General features: G+C 41.0%; 19 protein-coding genes, 1 other RNA gene and 1 pseudogene. 7 read left to right on the top strand and 14 right to left on the bottom strand.

The window, feature by feature from the left end:
* Positions 1-131: 131 nt before the first annotated feature.
* Positions 132-1,178: a recombinase RecA gene (gene recA, locus FTU35_RS09535; protein ID WP_004976691.1), complete on the top strand. Its 1,047-nt coding sequence runs from the start codon at positions 132-134 to the stop codon at positions 1,176-1,178.
* Between the two features lie 80 nt (positions 1,179-1,258).
* Positions 1,259-1,948 (top strand): regulatory protein RecX, encoded by a 690-nt coding sequence (locus FTU35_RS09530; RefSeq protein ID WP_179990297.1) that lies wholly within the window; start codon positions 1,259-1,261, stop codon positions 1,946-1,948.
* Between the two features lie 66 nt (positions 1,949-2,014).
* Here FTU35_RS09530 and ffs read toward each other — a convergent pair.
* Positions 2,015-2,111, bottom strand: an RNA gene (gene ffs / locus FTU35_RS09525) — signal recognition particle sRNA small type.
* A gap of 341 nt (positions 2,112-2,452) precedes the next feature.
* Here ffs and FTU35_RS09520 point away from each other — a divergent pair.
* Positions 2,453-3,299 (top strand): annotated as a pseudogene (locus FTU35_RS09520) (YbgF trimerization domain-containing protein).
* A gap of 70 nt (positions 3,300-3,369) precedes the next feature.
* Here the strand turns inward: FTU35_RS09520 and lpxA are convergent.
* The 12 genes from lpxA to rimO form a co-directional block, all read right to left on the bottom strand.
* Complete coding sequence (lpxA, locus tag FTU35_RS09515; RefSeq protein ID WP_004976696.1) at positions 3,370-4,158, bottom strand: acyl-ACP--UDP-N-acetylglucosamine O-acyltransferase; 789 nt, start codon at positions 4,156-4,158, stop codon at positions 3,370-3,372.
* Positions 4,155-4,643, bottom strand: coding sequence for a 3-hydroxyacyl-ACP dehydratase FabZ (fabZ, locus tag FTU35_RS09510; RefSeq protein ID WP_004976697.1), 489 nt, complete (start codon positions 4,641-4,643; stop codon positions 4,155-4,157). Before fabZ ends, lpxA begins: the two co-directional genes overlap by 4 nt.
* 2 nt (positions 4,644-4,645) lie before the next feature.
* Positions 4,646-5,716 carry a UDP-3-O-(3-hydroxymyristoyl)glucosamine N-acyltransferase gene (gene lpxD / locus FTU35_RS09505; RefSeq protein WP_179991367.1) on the bottom strand — a complete coding sequence of 357 codons (1,071 nt, stop codon included), beginning with the start codon at positions 5,714-5,716 and terminating at the stop codon, positions 4,646-4,648.
* Between the two features lie 3 nt (positions 5,717-5,719).
* Positions 5,720-6,220: an OmpH family outer membrane protein gene (locus FTU35_RS09500; RefSeq protein WP_167845973.1), complete on the bottom strand. Its 501-nt coding sequence runs from the start codon at positions 6,218-6,220 to the stop codon at positions 5,720-5,722.
* Positions 6,221-6,261: 41 nt separating this feature from the next.
* Positions 6,262-8,658 (bottom strand): outer membrane protein assembly factor BamA, encoded by a 2,397-nt coding sequence (gene bamA / locus FTU35_RS09495; protein WP_373686820.1) that lies wholly within the window; start codon positions 8,656-8,658, stop codon positions 6,262-6,264.
* Between the two features lie 186 nt (positions 8,659-8,844).
* Positions 8,845-10,200 (bottom strand): RIP metalloprotease RseP, encoded by a 1,356-nt coding sequence (gene rseP, locus FTU35_RS09490; protein ID WP_154320778.1) that lies wholly within the window; start codon positions 10,198-10,200, stop codon positions 8,845-8,847.
* 3 nt (positions 10,201-10,203) lie between these two features.
* Positions 10,204-11,400, bottom strand: a complete 1,197-nt coding sequence (ispC, locus tag FTU35_RS09485; protein WP_154320779.1) for a 1-deoxy-D-xylulose-5-phosphate reductoisomerase — start codon at positions 11,398-11,400, stop codon at positions 10,204-10,206.
* Complete coding sequence (locus FTU35_RS09480; RefSeq protein WP_136143951.1) at positions 11,401-12,225, bottom strand: CDP-archaeol synthase; 825 nt, start codon at positions 12,223-12,225, stop codon at positions 11,401-11,403.
* A gap of 3 nt (positions 12,226-12,228) precedes the next feature.
* Positions 12,229-12,981 carry a polyprenyl diphosphate synthase gene (uppS, locus tag FTU35_RS09475; RefSeq protein ID WP_004976709.1) on the bottom strand — a complete coding sequence of 251 codons (753 nt, stop codon included), beginning with the start codon at positions 12,979-12,981 and terminating at the stop codon, positions 12,229-12,231.
* A gap of 3 nt (positions 12,982-12,984) precedes the next feature.
* Entirely contained in the window at positions 12,985-13,539 is a 555-nt protein-coding gene (gene frr / locus FTU35_RS09470) for a ribosome recycling factor (RefSeq protein WP_004976711.1), read from the bottom strand.
* Between the two features lie 88 nt (positions 13,540-13,627).
* Entirely contained in the window at positions 13,628-14,356 is a 729-nt protein-coding gene (gene pyrH, locus FTU35_RS09465; RefSeq protein ID WP_004976712.1) for a UMP kinase, read from the bottom strand.
* An 84-nt stretch (positions 14,357-14,440) separates the two neighbouring features.
* Positions 14,441-15,784, bottom strand: a complete 1,344-nt coding sequence (rimO, locus tag FTU35_RS09460) for a 30S ribosomal protein S12 methylthiotransferase RimO (protein ID WP_096901422.1) — start codon at positions 15,782-15,784, stop codon at positions 14,441-14,443.
* A gap of 350 nt (positions 15,785-16,134) precedes the next feature.
* On the opposite strand from rimO, the gene glnL reads away from it, so the two are divergent.
* Both glnL and glnG read left to right on the top strand, forming a co-directional pair.
* A complete protein-coding gene (gene glnL, locus FTU35_RS09455) occupies positions 16,135-17,244 on the top strand; it encodes a nitrogen regulation protein NR(II) (RefSeq protein ID WP_004976718.1) in 1,110 nt (369 codons plus the stop codon).
* Entirely contained in the window at positions 17,231-18,709 is a 1,479-nt protein-coding gene (glnG, locus tag FTU35_RS09450) for a nitrogen regulation protein NR(I) (protein WP_154320780.1), read from the top strand. Before glnL ends, glnG begins: the two co-directional genes overlap by 14 nt.
* 94 nt (positions 18,710-18,803) lie before the next feature.
* Here the strand turns inward: glnG and FTU35_RS09445 are convergent, their stop codons facing one another.
* Complete coding sequence (locus FTU35_RS09445) at positions 18,804-19,133, bottom strand: hypothetical protein (protein WP_004976724.1); 330 nt, start codon at positions 19,131-19,133, stop codon at positions 18,804-18,806.
* Positions 19,134-19,253: 120 nt separating this feature from the next.
* On the opposite strand from FTU35_RS09445, the gene FTU35_RS09440 reads away from it, so the two are divergent.
* Positions 19,254-19,694: an HD domain-containing protein gene (locus FTU35_RS09440; protein WP_136143954.1), complete on the top strand. Its 441-nt coding sequence runs from the start codon at positions 19,254-19,256 to the stop codon at positions 19,692-19,694.
* A gap of 63 nt (positions 19,695-19,757) precedes the next feature.
* Positions 19,758-20,717, top strand: coding sequence for a LysR substrate-binding domain-containing protein (locus FTU35_RS09435; RefSeq protein ID WP_154320781.1), 960 nt, complete (start codon positions 19,758-19,760; stop codon positions 20,715-20,717).
* Positions 20,718-20,779 lie beyond the last annotated feature (62 nt).

Raw genomic sequence — 20,779 nt, 5'->3', positions numbered from 1 at the left:
GGCTGTCGCACAGCCCGTGATATAAATAGAACTACAGGACAAATTCTGTCACTATATTGCATGTGGAAAAGATTTAAGTAAATGCATCCACTTGAGTATATTGTTTCGTGACATCGTATTGAGGTTGTAAGATGGATGAGAATAAAAGCAAGGCGTTAAACGCTGCGTTAAGCCAGATTGAAAAACAATTTGGTAAGAACACAGTCATGCGTCTTGGTGACAACACTGTGCAAGCGGTAGAAGCCGTATCTACAGGCTCATTGACCCTAGATATTGCATTGGGTATTGGTGGCTTACCTAAAGGTCGTATCATTGAAATTTACGGCCCTGAATCATCAGGTAAAACGACTATGACCTTGCAAGCCATTGCAGAATGTCAAAAAGCTGGTGGAACTTGTGCCTTTATTGATGCCGAACACGCGCTTGATCCTCAATATGCACGTAAACTTGGTGTAGATATTGACAATCTTTTAGTATCGCAACCAGACAACGGTGAACAAGCCCTTGAAATTGCCGATATGTTGGTACGTTCTGGTGCAATTGACATGATTGTAGTCGACTCCGTGGCTGCCTTAACCCCTCGCGCCGAGATTGAGGGTGAAATGGGTGATTCACACATGGGCTTACAAGCGCGCTTAATGAGCCAAGCCTTGCGTAAAATCACAGGTAATGCCAAACGTTCGAACTGTATGGTGATCTTCATTAACCAAATTCGTATGAAAATTGGTGTAATGTTTGGTAGCCCAGAAACCACAACTGGCGGTAACGCATTGAAGTTCTATGCTTCTGTTCGTTTAGATATTCGCCGTGTAGGTCAGGTGAAAGAAGGCGACGAGATTATTGGTTCTGAAACCAAAGTCAAAGTTGTGAAAAACAAAATGGCGCCTCCATTTAAAGAAGCATTGTTCCAGATTCTTTACGGTAAAGGCGTTAACCATTTGGGCGAGCTGGTCGATTTGGCTGTTCAACAAAATATCGTGCAAAAAGCAGGTGCTTGGTATTCTTATCAAGGCGATAAAATTGGTCAAGGTAAAAACAACACCATTCGCCACCTTGAAGAACATCCAGAGCTTGCTAAAGGCATCGAAGCGATTATTCGTGAACAACTGCTCACGACAGGTCAAGCAGCACCTGTAGAAGATAAAGACGAAGAAGAATTCGACTTACTTGATGTTTAAGCATACGCTAATATGAACACAACAAACTGAATTAAATAGAACGCTCTACGGAGCGTTTTATTGTATATGGAAGCATTACCATGCCTGAAGACAAATTCCCCAAACTGATTGATTACGCTGCGCTAAAACAACAATTTGGCGAAGATGAGCAATCATGTAGCCGAACTGAGCAGATATATTCCGAAACAACGTCTGCCCTGCATTTTGCCTCAAATTCTGCGCCTAACATTAATAAACAATACCCTGCTTATACAGATGCCATTGATGATCAAGAACACAATCACAATGAAGACCAAGACGAACAGCAAAACAAACGCCCAGGACTAACAGGTTCTCGTCTACGCAGCTACGCCTTTGCTGTCTTAACGCGTAAAGAATATTCTAAAAATGACTTAATTGAAAAACTGGCTTTATATGCAGAAAACCGTGATGAAGTGATTGAGTTAGTCAATGAATTGGCACGTGAAAATTATCAGAGTGATCAACGCCTAGCAGAAATGTTACTGGCTAGCCAAAAGCGGCAAGGTAAAGGGCCAAATCGTATTAAAATGGCTCTTAAAAACAAAAAAGTGGATAGCAGTTTAATTTCAGAAGAACTTAAAGAAACTGATTGGACAGAACAAGCCTATCAACTGAAAGTGAAAAAATTCGGCACAGAAGTCGCAAACGAGCCAAAACTTAAAGCCAAACAAATTCGTTTTTTACAGTATCGGGGCTTTGATATGGATGAGATTATGAAAGCAATTCGTAGGAAAGAGCAGGATTTTTAAAATAGTGGATATAAGATCAAAATAAGTAGAAGATAAATAGAATTATTATTTCAAAACTGGTGGCAACCCTACCAGCAAGCCTTCGGCACATCATAGTTCCACTACCGCTGCTACCTTCCGGTCCTGACGGGGTTCGTAGAGTACAATTGCGAAGTAACCAGCAGGGCTACCATTGCAAAAACAGAGTATAGAGATTTTTAACAAACTTGCAAGCGTTGTTCTGTATTTCCTTTTATAATGCTATCCAATTGATTATTTTAAAAACAATTGAAGACATTTATAGAATAACGTCATTTAAAATTTAGTCTAACTAACCCATCATAAAATTATTTCGAGATTTAAATCCTAGATTTACCCATATTGCGCTGAGATTGATGATAAGTTTGTAAAAGCTTATTGCAATTCCACGCGTGGACGTTTTAAATGTGGAAAATGACCAAATCAACAGGTTGAGTTCAATATGCTTACAAGGACTCACCTACACAAGATTAAGATGGATGTTCAATTATGCTAAAAAAGCATGCACTTTGTGCTCTTGCCCTACTGTGCTCAACGCCTATATTTGCCAATATTCCAATTGAAAGCCACAATCTCAGCCAAAGCAGTGCTAGGTATGCCAATAGCCCTGCGATTGCAACGAGTAATATGGCAACTGCCAATGTACCCACCAATATCAATTGGCAGTTGATGCAAAAAAACCAGCAACTTGAAAATGACATCCGCCAGTTACGCGGCAAAATTGAAGAACAAGACAATGAAATTGCGCAGCTCAAACATGAATTGCAAAATCGCTATACCGATTTAGATCAACGTCTAGAACTGCTCCAGCAAAAAATAGACCCTGAATCTACTCCTACCGCTGAGGAGGATAACCAAAAGGATACTGCACCCAGTCACCAGCAACAACCAGTTAAATAGCAATGCCCCGCAATCTGCGCAAAATACAACGCATGTTAGCCCAACAGCTCAAGGTTTAAATACCAATATTGAGCTAGAAAAAGCAGCCTATACTGTTGCATTGGATGCCTATAAACAAGGTGGTGCTAAAAAAGCCATTGCACCCATGCAAAACTTTATTAAAAACCACCCAAACAGTGTGTATATCAGCAATGCTTATTTTTGGTTAGCTGAGTTTAATTTAGCGATTGAACCGACCAATTACAGCGAAGCCAAAAAGAATTTTGAAATTGTGGCAACCAAGTACCCTCAATCTGCAAAAGCATCAAGTGCCCTATATCGTTTATATAGTATTGCGCAAGATGTAGATCACAAACCTGCTTTGGCAGCGCAATACAAAAGTAAAATTCTGAGCCAATACCCAAAGTCTGAAGAAGCAAGATTCTTTAAATAAGCCAATAAAAAAGACATCCGAGGATGTCTTTTAATATTCTGAAGCTTGCCGCATTCGACAAACTCAAAGCTTAACGCACAATACCACGTTCAGATTGCTCTAAAGAATCAATTAAACGCTGCGCTTCTGCCACATTTGGCAAAATATCAATGCGAATTTGCTGAATGGCTTGCTCAGTGGTTAATCCAGATTTGTAAATGAGTTTAAAGGCTTCACGAAGACCTTGAATCACATCCTTCGACCAGCCTTTACGACGCATTCCTTCCACATTCATTGCAAATGCATGTGCAGGATTACCAGAAACCATGACATACGCAGGCACATCTTTAAGAATGAGCGATGCACCACCAATCATGCTATAAGAGTCAATTTTACAGAATTGGTGAATACCAGAGTTTCCACCGACAACCACATAATCCCCAACATGCACATGACCTGCCACACCCACGTTATTGGCAAAAATATTGTGATCACCCACCATACAGTCATGTGCGATATGCGTATTGACCATAAGTAAGTTGTGACTACCAATTTTGGTCAGGCTATTGTCTTGCACCGTACCACGATGCAAACTGCAGTGTTCACGAATTTTGTTGTGATCACCAATTTCTAGCCAAGTTTCCTCACCTGCATATTTTAAGTCCTGACAGACCTCACCTACGCTGGCGAACTGGAAAATTTCATTGTGCTGACCAATACGGGTGTAACCACCAATCACCACATGCGAATGAAGTTTTGTACCCTCACCAATCGTTACATTTGGGCCAATAATACAGTATGGACCAATCGTGACATCTGAAGCGATTACTGCAGATGAGTCAATAATAGCGGTTGGGTGAATGAGTGGGTTATTGCTCATGCTTGCTCTGTTTTCTGATGCGAAACCATAATTTCCGCGGTTGCTGCGACGACGCCATCAACGGTGGCGATACAATTATATTTGTAAATGCCTCGTTTTTGCATAACTAATTCAGATTTTAATACAAGTTGATCGCCTGCAACGACTTGTTTTTTAAATCGAACTTTTTCTGCGCCTGCAAAAAGGAACAAAGAACCTGCGCTCGGTTTCTCATTATTCATGATAAAACCTAAAATACCCGACACTTGTGCCATCGCTTCAACGATTAAAACACCCGGCATGATCGGATAATTCGGGAAGTGTCCTTGCAAGAATTCTTCATTGATAGATACGTTTTTATAACCCACGATACCGTTATCAGTGACTTCTACAATACGGTCTACCAATAAAAACGGATAGCGATGGGGTAAATATTCACGAATGGTTTGAATGTGCATTGGCAATTCAGGTTTAGTGAAGGTGCTAGAATTCGACTCAGTCATCATAATTATTTACGCAATTTAAAAGTTGATTCAAGGGACTCAATTTGAGATTGCATATCATCAAGTCTTTTCACCAATTGGGTCAATGGCACATCTGCTAATTGTCTGAGGCGCACAACAGTACGTTTCCACTTTTGATTTTCAAACAAGCCTATACCTGACGAATATTTTCCTGATTCAGAAATATTATTTGTGACCATTGACATTCCTGTCAAAGTCACATTATCAGCAATATTTAAGTGCCCTGAAATTGCACTTCCACCACCAATGATACAGTTTTTGCCAATTGTCACACTTCCAGCCACGGCAGTTTTTGCTGCAATGGCCGTATGAGCACCTAATTTGACGTTATGTGCGATTTGCACAAGGTTATCAATAATGACACCATCTTCCAAAATTGTATCATTTAGTGCACCGCGATCTACGCTGCAATTCGAGCCAATACGAACGTCATTACCAATAATCACCGAACCCAGCTGTGCAATACGGTGCCATTTGCCTTGATAAGGTGCAAAGCCAAAGCCTTCACTACCAATTACGGTATTGGCATGTATACGCACGCGATGCCCAAGCTTGGCTTCGCCTGTTAGCGTCACATGTGAATCAATAAAACACTGTTGACCAATTTCAACAAAGTCATCTATTTTACAATGCGATTGTACAATCGTATTGTCACCCACCACACAATTTTCACCAATTACGACGTAATGACCAATATAGGCACTATCGGCGATGATGGCTGATGGATGGATTTGGGCTGTGCTTTCTATACCACGTTGCGTATGCTTACGCTCAAATACATGGGTTAAAATTGCAAAAGCTAAATACGGATTATCGACCACAATAAAGTTGTGATGATTGTCTAACTCGGCTTGTAGTGAAGCGGTCACAATGAAAGCTCCCGCTTGGGAGCTACGTGCTTGCGCTAAATATTTATCGCCATTCACGAATGCAAGTTGATGCGCCTGAGCAGACTCAAGGCTTGCCAAACCTTGCAAACGTAAGTCGGCTTGTCCAATGTATTGACCTTGAACTAAACCAGCAATTTCTTCTAAGCGATAATATTGGGAACTCATTGATTATTTAAGTACGTTGACCTTTTGGATCATTTTATCAGTTAAATCATACTTCGGGTCATAGGCAAGTGCTGAGTTTTTATTCAAAACCACATCTAAACCATTTTCTTTACGCAATTGTTCAGCAACTTGCTTTAAACGAGTTTCAAAACCATCGTTAATTTTGTGCAATTCTGACTGAACACGAGTTTGCACTACTTGTTGCAAACCATTAAATTCTTTCAATTTCGCTTGAAACTGAGTATTCATTTTTTGCTTTTCAGCATCAGATAAATTATTAGATTGCTGCGCACGCTGCTGCATAGCTTCTAATTCTTTTGCCAATTGCTCAAGTTTGCTGGTTTGTGGTTTGACCGACTGCTGTAACGCCAAATTTTGCTGTTTTAAATAACTGCTATTTTCTACAACACGCTCTAAACTTACTACACCATAGCCTGCAGCATGTGCTACTGCAGCCATTGTAGATAAACCCAACAATGCCAAACTCAATATTGTTTTTTTCATATTTCTATCCTGTATTTATGCTACCCAAAAAGTGGTCATACTTAGAAAGTACGACCAATTTCGAATTGGATATTTTTAGTGTCATCGCCTTGTTTATCATTTAACGGATATGCATAACTGAGTGATAATGGACCAATCATGGTGATCCAAGTAAAGCCTACACCCACGCTATAACGCACTTCACCGAAGTCAAAGCCGTAGTTGTCTTTACAGTACTTTTTAGCATCGATATCCACACCATTAATAGTTAAATTACCATGTGGAACATCACACTGCGTATCAAAAACTTGTGCACCTTCTGCAAAAATCACTGGGCGAACTTGACGTGTCCAATCCCCTTTAAATGGTACAGGTAAAGCCAGTTCCGTACCAAACTGTACTAAAGCATTACCACCCACTTCCTCAAAAGAAGGGTCTTGCTTATTGCGCAAAGGATCGATGTTCATGCGCTCTTGGAACTCAACTCCAGGATATTTAGGTCCCAAAGTACTATTATCATAACCACGTACCGAGCCATAACCACCTGCATAGAAGTTTTTATAGAACGGTAAATCATTACCAAAACCTAACTTACCGTAGCCACGTAAAACAAAGTCTTGACCTAATGGGAAATATGCCTGTGCATCATAGGTCACTTTTTGGAACTCGACATCACTGCCTGGTAAGGCAATTTCTGCATTCACACGGTGTGACATACCATTGGTTGGGAAAATTGGACGGTTTAAGGTATTATATGACCAGCCTAAATTTAAATTATAGGTTAAAAAATCGCCTTTAAACTTATCTTGGTACGGAGTAGTTGGTAAAACATTATCATTTTCATCCACACAATCATTTGATTTAGTAGCTTCATTGAATTTCCATGTACCATTAGTACAGTATTGACTTATGCTGGTATGAGATCCTCCATTAGCCAACAAATAGTCTCGAACATAAGTCGAAACATAAGGACCTGTGGTTACTTCGGTCTGATCAATGTTTAAACCTGCACTAATGCTTTGGTTTTCATCAATTGGGTAACCGAAGTTAATTCCACCACCGAAACTGTCAGTCACATAGTTGTTAACGTTATAGTTATCATCTAACTTGGTTTTACGGTAGTACATGTTGTAACCACGACGCACACCATCAATCGTGAAGTATGGATCAGTCACACTCAGGTTATAGTAATCTTGTGTTTCAGAACGTGATAAATCAATCGAAACCGAATTACCCGTACCTAAGAAGTTAGTTTGGCTTAAACCAGCTTGGAACGTCACACCACCGCTTTGCGAGAAACCTACCGCTAAAGTACTTGTACCTGAGTGCTGTTCTTCTACATTTACATTTAAGTCAATTTGGTCTGGCACATTTGGAATACGCACAGGCTTGACATCAACGGTTTTAAAGAAACCTGTACGCTCTAAACGGACTTTAGACAAATCAATTTTTTCATTGCTTGCCAATGCACCTTCCATTTGACGCATTTCACGACGCAGTACTTCATCGGCGGTTTTACTGTTACCAGCGAAGTTAATACGACGCACTGTAACTTGCTGACCTGGGTTGATGTAGTAGTTTAAATCTACCAGTTTAGTTTCTTTGTCAATTTGCGGAACAATATTGACTTCGGCATAGTAATAGCCTGCATTACCATATTTACGCAGCAATAATTGTTTTACTGCATTCACTTTTTCTTGTGAATAAGTTTCACCGTCTTTGTAAATTTGCAGTGCGGTCAGTTCTTCAGGCTTATATAAAGCATCACCCAAGAATTTACTCTCACCAAACTTAAATTGCTCACCTTCATCTACAGACACTTCAACAAAGATATGTTTTTTATCTTCGCTCAAGTTCAAACTTGAATTGGTGATATTGAAGTTGATGTAACCTTTGTTGAGGTATAGAGCACGTAATGCTTCCAAGCTTGCTGCCATTTTTTCGCGTGCATAACGGTCATTACGGGTAACAATCGAACTCCAGCTACTTTCTTTAACAGCAAACGCCTGCTTAATATCGCTATCTTTAAATACCGTATTGCCAATGATGTTGATATCTACCACTTTGGCGGCTTTGCCTTCAACAAATTCTACGGTTAAATCTACACGGTTATTTGGGCGTGCTGTGGTAATGACGCGTACATCTGCATCATAACGACCTTGCTGCATATACTGCTGTTCAAGCTCAGATTCTAAAGTTTGTAGTGCTGACTTTTTCAGCACTTCACCCTCAGCCACACCCATTTTCTTTAAACCATCTTCCAACGCTTCTTTTGGAATCAGTTTATTGCCTTTAAATTCAACCTTAGAAATGATTGGGCGCTCAACCACTTTAAACACTAAAGTGTCGGCTTCACGACTGGCCTGAATGTCATCAAACAAACCTGTGGCATAGAGTGAACGAATCGCATTGGCCAACACTGCTTCATTGACACGATCACCACTATTCACTGGAATCATTCCATAGACATTGGCTGGCGTTAAACGAACAAGACCATCTATTTTTATATCTCGCGCAATAAATTCATCTGCTGCATATACTTGTTGTGTTGCCGCCATTGCACTAACCAGTGCCAAGGGCATAAATAAATGTGTGTGCTGCATGCCAGTCTTTTCCAGTGTTAAATTTATTTCGTATCTACGTTGTTATAAACGCATAATGTCATTAAATAATGCAAGGAGCATCATACTTCCAAGCAGTACCATACCAATTTTTAAACCAACTAATTGTATTTGTTCAGAAACAGGTTTTCCACGAATCAGCTCGATAAAATAATAAACTAAATGCCCGCCATCCAACATTGGAATTGGCAATAAATTTAGAATTCCTAAGCTTACGCTCATAAGTGCCATAAAGGAAATAAAAGTTTGCCACCCCATTTCCGCACTTTGCCCTGCGACTTTGGCAATAGTAATTGGGCCTGATAAGTTATCTAAACCAATTAAACCACGTACCATTTTGACAATAGAATTCAGAATCATGCTAGACAGCTGACCTGTTTTATCTACCGCCATAAATAAAGCTTCACTCGGGCTGTATTGAATGGTTTGCTTAAAATCTTCTGGAATGACAATTTTTCCAGGATCACTTTGCACACCCAATACACCCGAAACATTGCCCATATTGTCACGTTTGCCTTGCGGCATCACTTCCAGTTGCTGTACTTGATTGTTACGCAGCACATCTACTTTCAGTAATTTTTCTGGCGATGCTTGAACAACTTGTACCACATCGTACCAGTCATTCATTTTGACGCCATCAATCGCAATAATTTGATCGCCGACTTGCATACCTTGACGAATGGCCGCACCATCTTCACTTAACTTACTGACAATTGCAGGAATTTGTGGGCGATACGGTGTAAAACCCAAGATATCTAAAGGTGATTGGGATTGATCATTTAAGAAATTTTGAATGGGTAAGCTAAATGTTTTGATTTCACCTGCGCGTTCCGCCTGTACCTGGATCTTGCCTGTTTCACCTACACGATCTACCAAGGCAAAGTTCAGCTTTTCCCATGTCGTCACAGGCGTACCATCAATGGCGGTAATCTTATCACCTACTTGCATTTGCGCTGCCGCCGCAGGTGTATCTGCCAGTACCTTACCCACACGGGTATTCAACTGTTCTTGAGAGGGTAAAAATAATAGCCAGAACAATAATATGGCAAAAATCAGGTTGATTAACGGACCTGCTGCCACAATCGCAATACGTTTCCACGGATGCTGACGGTTAAAGGCATAAGGTAGGTCTTCTACAGCAACGTTTTCTTCGCGTTCATCTAGCATTTTGACATAGCCACCCAAAGGCAATGCCGAAAGCTGATATTGAATCCCTGATTTTTTGGAAGTCCATTTTAAAATGGTTGGTCCAAAGCCGATGGAATACACCAAAACTTTGACACCTAGTTTACGTGCAACAAAGTAGTGCCCAAATTCATGAATTGCAATTAAAGGTCCTAGCAAAAGAATCGCTGTAACCACAATAAATAGAGCACTCATGCTTTAGCTTCCTTTATTCAACACAAAATACTGTGCAATAGCACGAGCATTTTGGTCTGCCTGCAAAATCAGTTCAATGCTTTCTGCGGCTGAATTTTGTATTTGGTTCAAGGTATGCTCAACCACTGTCGCAATTTCAGTAAAACGAATTTTTTGCTGCAAGAATGCTGCAACTGCAATTTCATTTGCTGCATTTAAAATAGCAGGCGCCAGACCACCTTCTTGCATGGCTTGACGTGCCAGACTTAACGCAGGAAAACGTGTGGTATCGGGTGCTTGAAAATCAAGCTGATGATTGACAAACAAATCTAAAGGCGGAACATGCGTTTGGATACGCTGCGGCCATGCCAAAGCATGCGCAATTGGCGTACACATATCAGGATTACCCATTTGTGCCAAAGTTGAACCATCCACATATTGAACCATGGAATGAATAATACTCTGTGGATGCACCACCACTGTAACAAAGTGCTCTGAAATTGCAAAAAGATGACACGCTTCGATTAATTCCAAACCTTTGTTCATTAAGGTTGCAGAATCTACCGAAATTTTTTGTCCCATAGACCAATTTGGATGTTTGCAAGCTTGTGCAGGAGTAACGTGTTGCAGTTCTTCTAGGCTGTGGTTTAAAAATGGGCCGCCCGAAGCAGTCAGTAAAATTTGTGATACACCTAACTTAGGTTGTCCATTCCGCTCAGCCTGTAAATAATGTTCAGGCAAACATTGGAAAATCGCGTTATGTTCAGAATCTACAGGCAATAACAAAGCTCCATGTTCACGTGCCGCCTGCATCATGATGTCACCCGACATCACCAAAGCTTCTTTATTGGCCAATAATACGCGTTTACCCGCTTTAACCGCAGCCAGTGTAGGTAACAAACCTGCCGCACCAACAATGGCTGCCATTACCACATCCACTTCAGGATGTTCGGCAACTGCGATTAGACCCGCTTCATCGCTTAGAATTTCAATTTCAGAAATATGTTGCTGTGCAAGTGATTGCTGTAACTCATCAACTTTTGACGCAGGTACAACCACAATTTTAGGATGGTACTGTTTGCATATTTGAACCAGTTCTTGAATTCGGCTGTGCGCCGTCACGGCAAAAACTGAATACTGCTCTGGATGTTGTTGCAGTACTTTTAGGGTGCTTTGTCCAATTGAACCTGTCACACCCAAGATACAAACAGCTTGTGACATTTATAAATCTACGCCAATAAGTTTTAAAACATACATACCCGCAGCAAAAATTGGAGCTGCTGCAAGCAAAGAATCAATCCGATCTAGCACACCACCATGACCTGGCAAGACGCGCCCAGAGTCTTTAATACCTGCACGGCGTTTGATCATGGATTCAAATAAATCGCCCAATACCGAGCTAAATACCGTAATCACCGAAAGAATCAGGAATAAAATATGTTGTGCCAAAGTCAGGTCTAAATACACCACTTCAACAACAATCACGATTAGCATGGCAGTAAAAACACCGCCATATAAGCCTTCTACTGATTTGTTTGGACTGACATTCGGTGCAAGTTTTTTCTTGCCCAGTTTACGCCCAACAAAATAAGCACCTGAGTCTGCACCCCAAACCAACAAGAACAAGTACATTAACCACCACGGCGAACTATTCCATACGGAAAAAATTGCAGTGACCGCAGCAGAAATTAGAATAAAACCAATAAAACTTAAGCTTGGGTTATACCATGCATCGTATTCTGGATAAGACTTGACCCAATAAATACTGAGTAACCATGTCAAAATAGAAGCTGCCCAAAGTAACAAGGCAATATCACTAAAATAAAGTGCCATTGCTGCCAAAGCGGCAGTCAATACACCAAAGCCCCAAGCCACAGGTTTGAGGACATATTTAGTTTTTCTTGGCATGAGTTTGAACCACTCATAGCCCGCAACCCCTGCTGCAACAATCATCAGCATAAACATTGGATAGTGCGACTGAGTTGCAAACATACAACTCAACACCACAGCAACCAATACCAATGCGGTAATAATCCGCTCTAACATGTATTAATTCTCAATTTTCTCTTGTTGAATTTGCTCAGAAGTTTTACCAAAACGACGTTCGCGACCACCAAATACTGCCAGTGCATCGTCAAATTCTTCTATGCTAAATTCAGGCCACAAGGTTTGGGTAAAATACAATTCAGCATACGCAGCTTGCCAAAGTAAAAAGTTGGACAATCTAAAATCGCCACCTGTACGAATCAACAGATCGACAGGTGGTAGGTCTGCCAGACTGACATATTGACCAAAAAGTTGTGTATCTATTTGTTCAATATCAATTTTATGCGCCACAACATCTGCAGCAATTTGTTTTGCAGCTTGTGCCATATCCCACATACCACCATAACTAATGGCAATTGTGAGTGTCATGCTGTTGAAATTAGCAGTCCTTTGTTCGGCATGCAACATTAACTCACGCAAATGCGGCGACAAACGTGAACGGTCACCAATAAAACGTAAGGCAATATTGAATTTTTCCATGCGTGGTAATTGCTCATGAATTGTGGTTTCCAGCAATTGCATGAGTAAATCCACTTCAAACTGCGGACGATTCCAGTTTTCACTCGAAAAAGCAAAAACGGTTAAAGCTTGAATGTGTTTTTTTCTACAATGTTCAACAATCGGGTCAAGTACATCTTTACCAGAGCGATGTCCTTCCCCTTTTTGCATTTGATTTTTTTTTGCAAAACGATTGTTGCCATCCATAATGATGGCAACATGTTTTGGCAAAGACGCGCTGTCTTCCGATGTGGTCATTGATTAGACCTTCATCAACTCAGCTTCTTTTGCAGCAAGACGCTTGTCTACTTCTGCAACGTATTTGTCTGTGATTTTTTGGATGTCATCTGCTGCACGGCGCTCATCATCTTCAGAAATTTCTTTTTCTTTCAATAATGCTTTGATGTCGCCCAATACATCACGGCGGATGTTACGAATAGCAACTTTGGCATTTTCTGCTTCAGAACGCGCAACTTTTTGCATGTCACGACGAGTTTCTTCAGTCAATGCTGCAAGCGGTACACGAATTGCATCGGCTGTGATTGGGTTTAGACCCAAATCTGACTCACGAATTGCTTTATCAATTGCAGACACCATTGAACGCTCAAATGGCTGAACCAATAAGGTACGTGAATCTTCTACACCAATGTTGGCTACTTGGTTAAGTGGCACATCGGAACCGTAGTAAGAAACCATCACACCATTTAAAATTGATGGATGTGCACGACCTGTACGTACTTTGGCAAAACCATGTTCTAAAGACTCTAAAGTCTTGCTCATACGTTCTTCGCTGTCTTTTTTAAGATCGTTAATCATAAGATCTTCCTTACTGTATTCTAAAATTTGAGTCAAAATATAGGGTTAAATTAAACCGTAGTATAAAGAGCTTTGTGGCTCACGTACATTAGTTCGTAACGTGAGTTCCTTCTTTTTCGCCCATCACTACAGAAAGCAATGCACCTGCTTTATTCATATCAAAAACTTGCAACGGCACATTGTGATCGCGGCATAAGCAGATTGCAGTTAAATCCATAACACCTAATTTTTCATCCAACACCTGGTCAAATGTAAGTGTGTCATATTTCACCGCATCTTCGTATTTGCTTGGATCTTTGTTATATACGCCATCTACTTTGGTCGCTTTTAAGATCAAGTTAGCTTCGATTTCGATACCACGTAAACATGCTGCTGTATCTGTGGTAAAGAATGGATTGCCTGTACCCGCAACGAACACACACACTTCACCTTGAGTCAGGTGACGAATCGCATCACGGCTTGAGTAAGACTCAACCACTGTACCAATAGGCAATGCAGACATTAAACGGGTTTTGATGTTACGGCGCACCAAGGCATCACGCATGGCTAAACCGTTCATCACCGTTGCCAACATACCCATTTGGTCGCCTGTTACACGGCCGACTAAACCATCTTTTTGTAATTGGCTGCCACGGTATAAGTTACCACCACCGACAACAATACCCACTTGCACACCTAAACCGACCAAGTGTGCAATTGCCAAAGACATTTGATCGAGCACTTGCGCATCAATCCCCATGTCTTTATTACCCGCAAGTGCCTCACCCGATAGTTTCAACAAGATACGTGCATAACGTGGCTTTTTTGAATCTAACATTGTCATTACTCCAATTCTAAATTCTAAACTTTAATTTTTTACAATTTGTATGGCTTACAGCTAGCAATCCAAATCTGCAAAGCATTATGCAGATTTGACCTGAATCAGCTTGGCAAATAAGTCGTATTCATCGGCATCGGTAATTTCAACTTCAAGTAAATCACCTGCTTTAATCACGCTCTTGTCAATATCTTCTACAAAGACGTTGCCATCAATTTCTGGCGCATCTGCATAAGAACGTGCCACTGCGACTGGAAATTCTTCTTCCAAATCATCTACCAACACGGTCATGGTTTGACCAATACGTTTTTGCAGTTTAGCTGCTGAAATTTCTTGCTGAACCTGCATAAAACGCTCATAGCGTTCTTGCTTGATTTCTTCTGGCACATGATCTGGCAAGTCGTTTGCTGCCGCACCTTCAACAGGTGAATAAGTAAAGCAACCAACACGGTCTAATTGCGCTTCTTTTAGCCAGTCGAGCAAAATTTGGAAATCTTCTTCTGTTTCGCCTGGAAAACCCACCACAAAGGTTGAACGAATCACCAGCTCAGGGCATTTTTCACGCCAAAGTTTTAAACGCTCCAACGTGTTTTCGCTGTGCGCAGGTCGCTTCATCAACTTTAATACTTTCGGGCTGGCATGTTGGAATGGAATATCCAAATAAGGCAAAATTTTGCCTTGTGCCATTAAATCAATTACAGCATCCACATGCGGATATGGATAGACATAGTGCAAACGCACCCAAATACCCAATTGCCCTAAGGCTTCACACATATCATAGAATTTGGTTTTAACAGGCTGACCGTTCCAAAAGTCCAATTTGTATTTGGTATCTACGCCGTAGGCAGAAGTATCTTGAGAAATTACCAATACTTCTTTTACGCCTGCACGTTTCAGTGCCGCAGCTTCTTCTAATACCGAACCCACAGGACGCGAAACTAAATCGCCACGCATGCTTGGAATGATGCAGAAAGTACAGCGATGGTTACAGCCTTCTGAAATTTTAAGATAGGCATAATGTTTAGGCGTCAAACGAATGCCTTGTTCAGGTACCAAATCAATAAATGGATTATGTTTTGGTGGCTCAGGAACATATTGATGCACCGCTTCCATCACGTCCTGATAAGCAGCCGCGCCAGTCACTTTTAATACGTTGGGATGCATTTGACGAATTTTATCTTCATCTTTACCCAAGCAACCTGTCACAATGACACGACCATTGGCATTCATGGCTTCGCCAATCGCGTCTAAGGACTCTTGTACTGCAGATTCAATAAAACCACATGTATTGACAACAACTAAGTCAGCACCTTCATAATCAGATGCGACATCATAACCTTCAGTTTTTAACTGAGTTAAAATTCGTTCGGAATCTACCAATGCCTTAGGACAACCTAAAGAAACAAAACCGACTTTGGGGGATTTCATAGAATCTGCACTCCACTAGAATGCGCGTATTGTATGACTTTTCTTTGCATAAAAATAGAGAAATAGCCGACTCTTTGCATAATGCACCAAAATACAACCATTCAGGCTGAATGATTTAAATATTGCACCATTTTAATGCATTTTTTATTTACAGTGTTTCTGTTATCCGTTATATCTTGAAAATTCAGTCCAGTTCCTGCGCATTTTTCCGATTCTTCAGTGATAAATGCACTAAAAACGAAAAGTTGGCGTGCATTTTGCTTAATTCGCCTCAATTCGATCCAAATTTGGAACATGGCTGACAGATGACAATGCCCTTGCACAATATTTCATACAGGAAGCATTCACGAATGGATCAGACCCAGAGCATTGACTATCGTCTTTTGGTGGATAACCTCAGCACCGCAATTTTACTGGTTGATCGTGACCTGAATATTTTTTATTTAAACTCGTCTTGTGAAGCATTGTTTGATATCAGTTTAATTCGCGCTTCGGGGCAACCCGTTTTAAATTTGCTGCACATGCCTGATGATGAGTTCAATACGCAAGAGGCTTTCCTGAATACCATCAAAACTGGTCAACCCTACACCCGCCGTGAAGCGACCATTAATGTCAATTTTAAAGATATTCATGTCGATTACACTGCATCACAGTTAAATGCAGGCAAGCCTTATCATCCTCTTTTGCTGATTGAATTGAATCCGATTGATCGGATGCTCAAAATTTCCAAAGAAGAAAACTTTATTCAACAGCATCAAGTCGCACGTCAGCTGATTCGTGGTGTGGCACATGAAATTAAAAACCCGCTTGCAGGAATTCGTGGTGCGACACAACTGTTAGCACGAAGTTTAAATGACCCGAAATATGATGAATTTACCGACATTATTATTAGCGAGGTAGATCGTTTAAGAAACTTGGCCGATACCATGCTCGGCTCACGCCAACTACCAAGCTATGAACTGGTCAATATTCACGAACCTTTAGAACGGGTGCGCAGCCTGATCGTCAATCAAACTAAAAACAAAATAAATATTATCCGTGATTATGACCTTTCTTTACCTGAAGTCATGGCAGACCGCGATCAATTGATTCAAGTCATGCTGAATATTTGCGCCAATGCAGTACAAGCCATGACCGAACATCCCGATTTCTTTACCGAGCATCGACCTGAATTGATTTTAAGAACTCGTATTCAACGCTTGGTTACCATTAATGGTGTGCTGAATCGTTCTACCGTACGTGTTGATATTGAAGATAACGGCCCAGGCGTACCTGAAGACATTTTAGAATCCGTGTTTTATCCATTGGTGACTGGACGCGCAAACGGTACAGGACTTGGTTTGAGCATCGCACAAAATATTATGCATCAACATAACGGAATGATTGAATGCCAATCCATTCCAGGAAAAACAATATTTAGCTTATATTTACCTTGGGAGGCGAGTCATGTCGCGAAATAAAATTTGGGTGATTGATGATGACCGTGCAATGCGCTGGGTACTGGAAAAAACTTTTAGAGAAGAAGGTTTTGAAGTCACCAGTTTTGAAGAAGCACAGTCTGCACTAGATGAGTTAAACCAAGATGCACCCGATGTAATTTTGACCGACATTCGCATGCCTGGAATTGATGGTTTAACTTTTCTTGGCAAAGTCAAAGTCAGTTATCCCGACTTGCCTGTGATTATTATGACTGCGCACTCCGATTTAGAATCGGCAGTATCTAGCTATCAAACAGGTGCATTTGAATACCTACCCAAGCCTTTTGATATTGATGAAGCACTTGCTTTAGTCAATCGTGCAATTTTGCATATCACCAAACTACAACAGCAAGAATCTGCAAAATCGACAGTGCAGCCAATTCAATCGACAGAAATTATTGGTGAATCGCCTGCCATGCAGGAAGTGTTTCGTGCGATTGGTCGTTTATCGCAATCACACATTACTGTGCTCATTAATGGTGAATCAGGTACAGGCAAAGAGTTGGTGGCGCATGCACTGCATCGCCACTCACCGCGTAGCAGCAAACCATTTATTGCGCTGAATATGGCAGCCATTCCGAAAGATTTGATTGAAACCGAACTTTTTGGACATGAAAAAGGTGCATTTACAGGTGCCAATACACAACGTCAGGGACGCTTTGAACAAGCCAACGGCGGCACCTTGTTTTTAGATGAAATTGGTGATATGCCTTTTGAAACCCAAACCCGCTTATTGCGCGTCTTGGCAGATGGTGAATTTTATCGGGTTGGTGGACATATTGCTGTCAAAGTGGATGTACGGATTGTCGCAGCAACACATCAGGATTTGGAAAAACTGGTACAAGATGGACGCTTCCGTGAAGACTTATATCATCGCCTGAACGTCATTCGGATTCATATTCCTAAACTGGCGCATCGCAGTGAAGATATTCCAATGTTGGCACAGCACTTTTTGGCACGTGCAGGCAAAGAATTAGGCGTGAGTCCAAAAATATTGCGTCCTGAAACAGTCGAATATATGCAGCAATTGCCGTGGCAAGGTAACGTGCGCCAATTGGAAAACACTTGTCGCTGGCTTACCGTGATGATTACAGGACGTGAGGTCTATCCTGAAGATTTACCAACCGAACTCAAGCAAATTCCAATTGAAAAATTAGCCGAACATTCTGCGCTTCATGTGGCAGATCGGGTATCTATGCAGCATTGGGATGAATTACTTGGGCAATGGGCAGTACAAAAGTTAAAAAATGGCGAGATGAAACTTCTGGATATCGCCATTCCAATGTTTGAACGCACCTTAATTAATGCTGCACTGCAACAAACCCGTGGACGTAAACGTCATGCCGCTGAATTATTGGGTTGGGGACGTAATACTTTGACGCGAAAACTCAAAGAATTAGGAATGGACAGTGCCGATGATGAAATAGAAGAAGATATGGAGAGCTAAACGCAGAAAAAATATCTAATCCATCAAAATATAGGGAAATTCAGCTTTTGAATTTCCCTATTTTTATATCTTAGACTCTCTAAGTTAAGTGCAATTAAGCCGCGGTAAATCCAACATAGCGAGATAAACCTTGCACGCCTAAATCCGTTTTATAAATCAAATATTGCGGATAACGACTTGAAGTCAGTTCTTGCCACATATCCAACTGATCATCATGTGCATGAATTTCATCGACACTGCGTGGCATGCTTTGTTCAAATACATCTGAGGCATATTCAAAACCCAAATCCATTGCGACAAACAAAGTATGCTCGCAAGGCTGAATATATTGTTCTTCTGCCCAATCAATAACAGCATGTTGGCAATGTGGGCAAAGCAAATTTTCAGTCGCAGGCGTATTCAGTTCAATGAGTTGATATGGCATAGAGCAGCATCACCAATAGTAAAATAGATAAACATAAAATCTGTTTGCATCATAACAAGCAATTTCTATATTTTGCGCTAAGCACGGCTTATAATTATAGAAATTTTTTTAATTATACTTATGGCAACTCTAGAAAATGCAATTACACTTGCAGTACAACAACATACAGGGCAGCTAGATAAAGGCGGTCAGCCTTATATTTTGCATCCCTTACGTGTAATGTTGCAATTACAACAGCCCGATCAGCAAATTGTCGCTGTACTGCACGACATTCTTGAAGATACCCACACCACAGCACAAGACCTGCAAAATTTAGGATTTCAAACGCATATTATTCAAGCAATTCAGGCGCTCACCAAACTGCCGCATGAAACTCGTGTTCAAGCGGCTATGCGTACTGCACAAAACCCGCTTGCCTGTGCTGTAAAAATTGCAGATGTGCAAGACAACATGAATTTAACGCGGATTCCCAATCCTACAGCACGTGATTTAGCCCGTTTAGAAGAATACCGACAAGTTTTAGAGATTCTGCAAAAAAGCACAGCAATAAAGCACAATTAAAGATTGACAACATGCAACGATGCCACTTTAATTTAAGTATTGTTGCATAAATGGAATTTAGTCATGCTTACAGATCTGGATGATTTTTATTGTTTTGCCCAAGTGGTCGAACATGGTGGATTTAGTGCAGCAGAACGCGCCACCGATATTCCAAAATCCAAACTTAGCCGACGCGTACACAACCTAGAAGAACGCTTAGGTGTGCGTTTAATTCAGCGCAGCTCACGTCATTTTGCGGTCACAGAAATTGGTATGAATGTGTATCGGCATGCGCAAGTAATGATGAATGCTGCCCAAGCCGCGCACGACTTGGTCGATCACCTAAGTATTCAACCGCGTGGTGTAATTAAAGTCAGCTTACCTGTTTCAATTGCACAAAATGAAATTGCCAAAATCTTGCCTGAGTTTTTGAAAGCCTACCCTGAAATTAAAGTACAGCTAATTGTCAGCAACCGTCGTGTCGATATCGTCAACGAAGGGATCGACATTGCCCTGCGTGTCCGCTCAAATTTAGATGATGATCCAAGTTTGGTGATTCGCAAATTCAGCAACATCGAACAACATCTATTTGCCAGTCAGGCTTATTTGAATGAATTTGGCGATTTGAAAAAACCTGAAGATTTAAGTCATCATAAAATTTTAAGCATGTCGGATGAGCATTTAGATCAATACATGGTTGTGCATGATCAACAACAGCAACCGAAAAAAATTAAGGTCAACCCTACAGTCATGGGTTCAGATTTAATGATGCTAGCGCAATTGGCACGACAAAATTGTGGCATTGTGTTGTTGCCTGACACGATTGTTGAAGATTATGTTGCATCGGGTGAATTGGTTCGTGTTTTACCCGACTGGCACGCACCGCATGGTATTTTCCATGCCGTCTATCCATCACGCCGTGGTTTATTACCTGCTGTACGTGTATTTATCGACTATTTGGTCGAAAAGCTAACCATTCGTAAGCATCCGGCTAACACAGCCTTACCAAGCGATCCTATAAGCCTTAATTTAGTTCCCACCTAAAAACAAGTGGGGACTTAATCCATGAACATGGATATATATTCAGCAACACCTCCTGTTGCTAA

The organism is Acinetobacter sp. YH12095 (assembly GCF_013419245.1).
GTDB lineage: Bacteria > Pseudomonadota > Gammaproteobacteria > Pseudomonadales > Moraxellaceae > Acinetobacter > Acinetobacter towneri.
The sequence above is the reverse complement of the archived record's forward strand: the minus strand, read 5'-3'. Positions and strand labels throughout refer to the sequence as shown.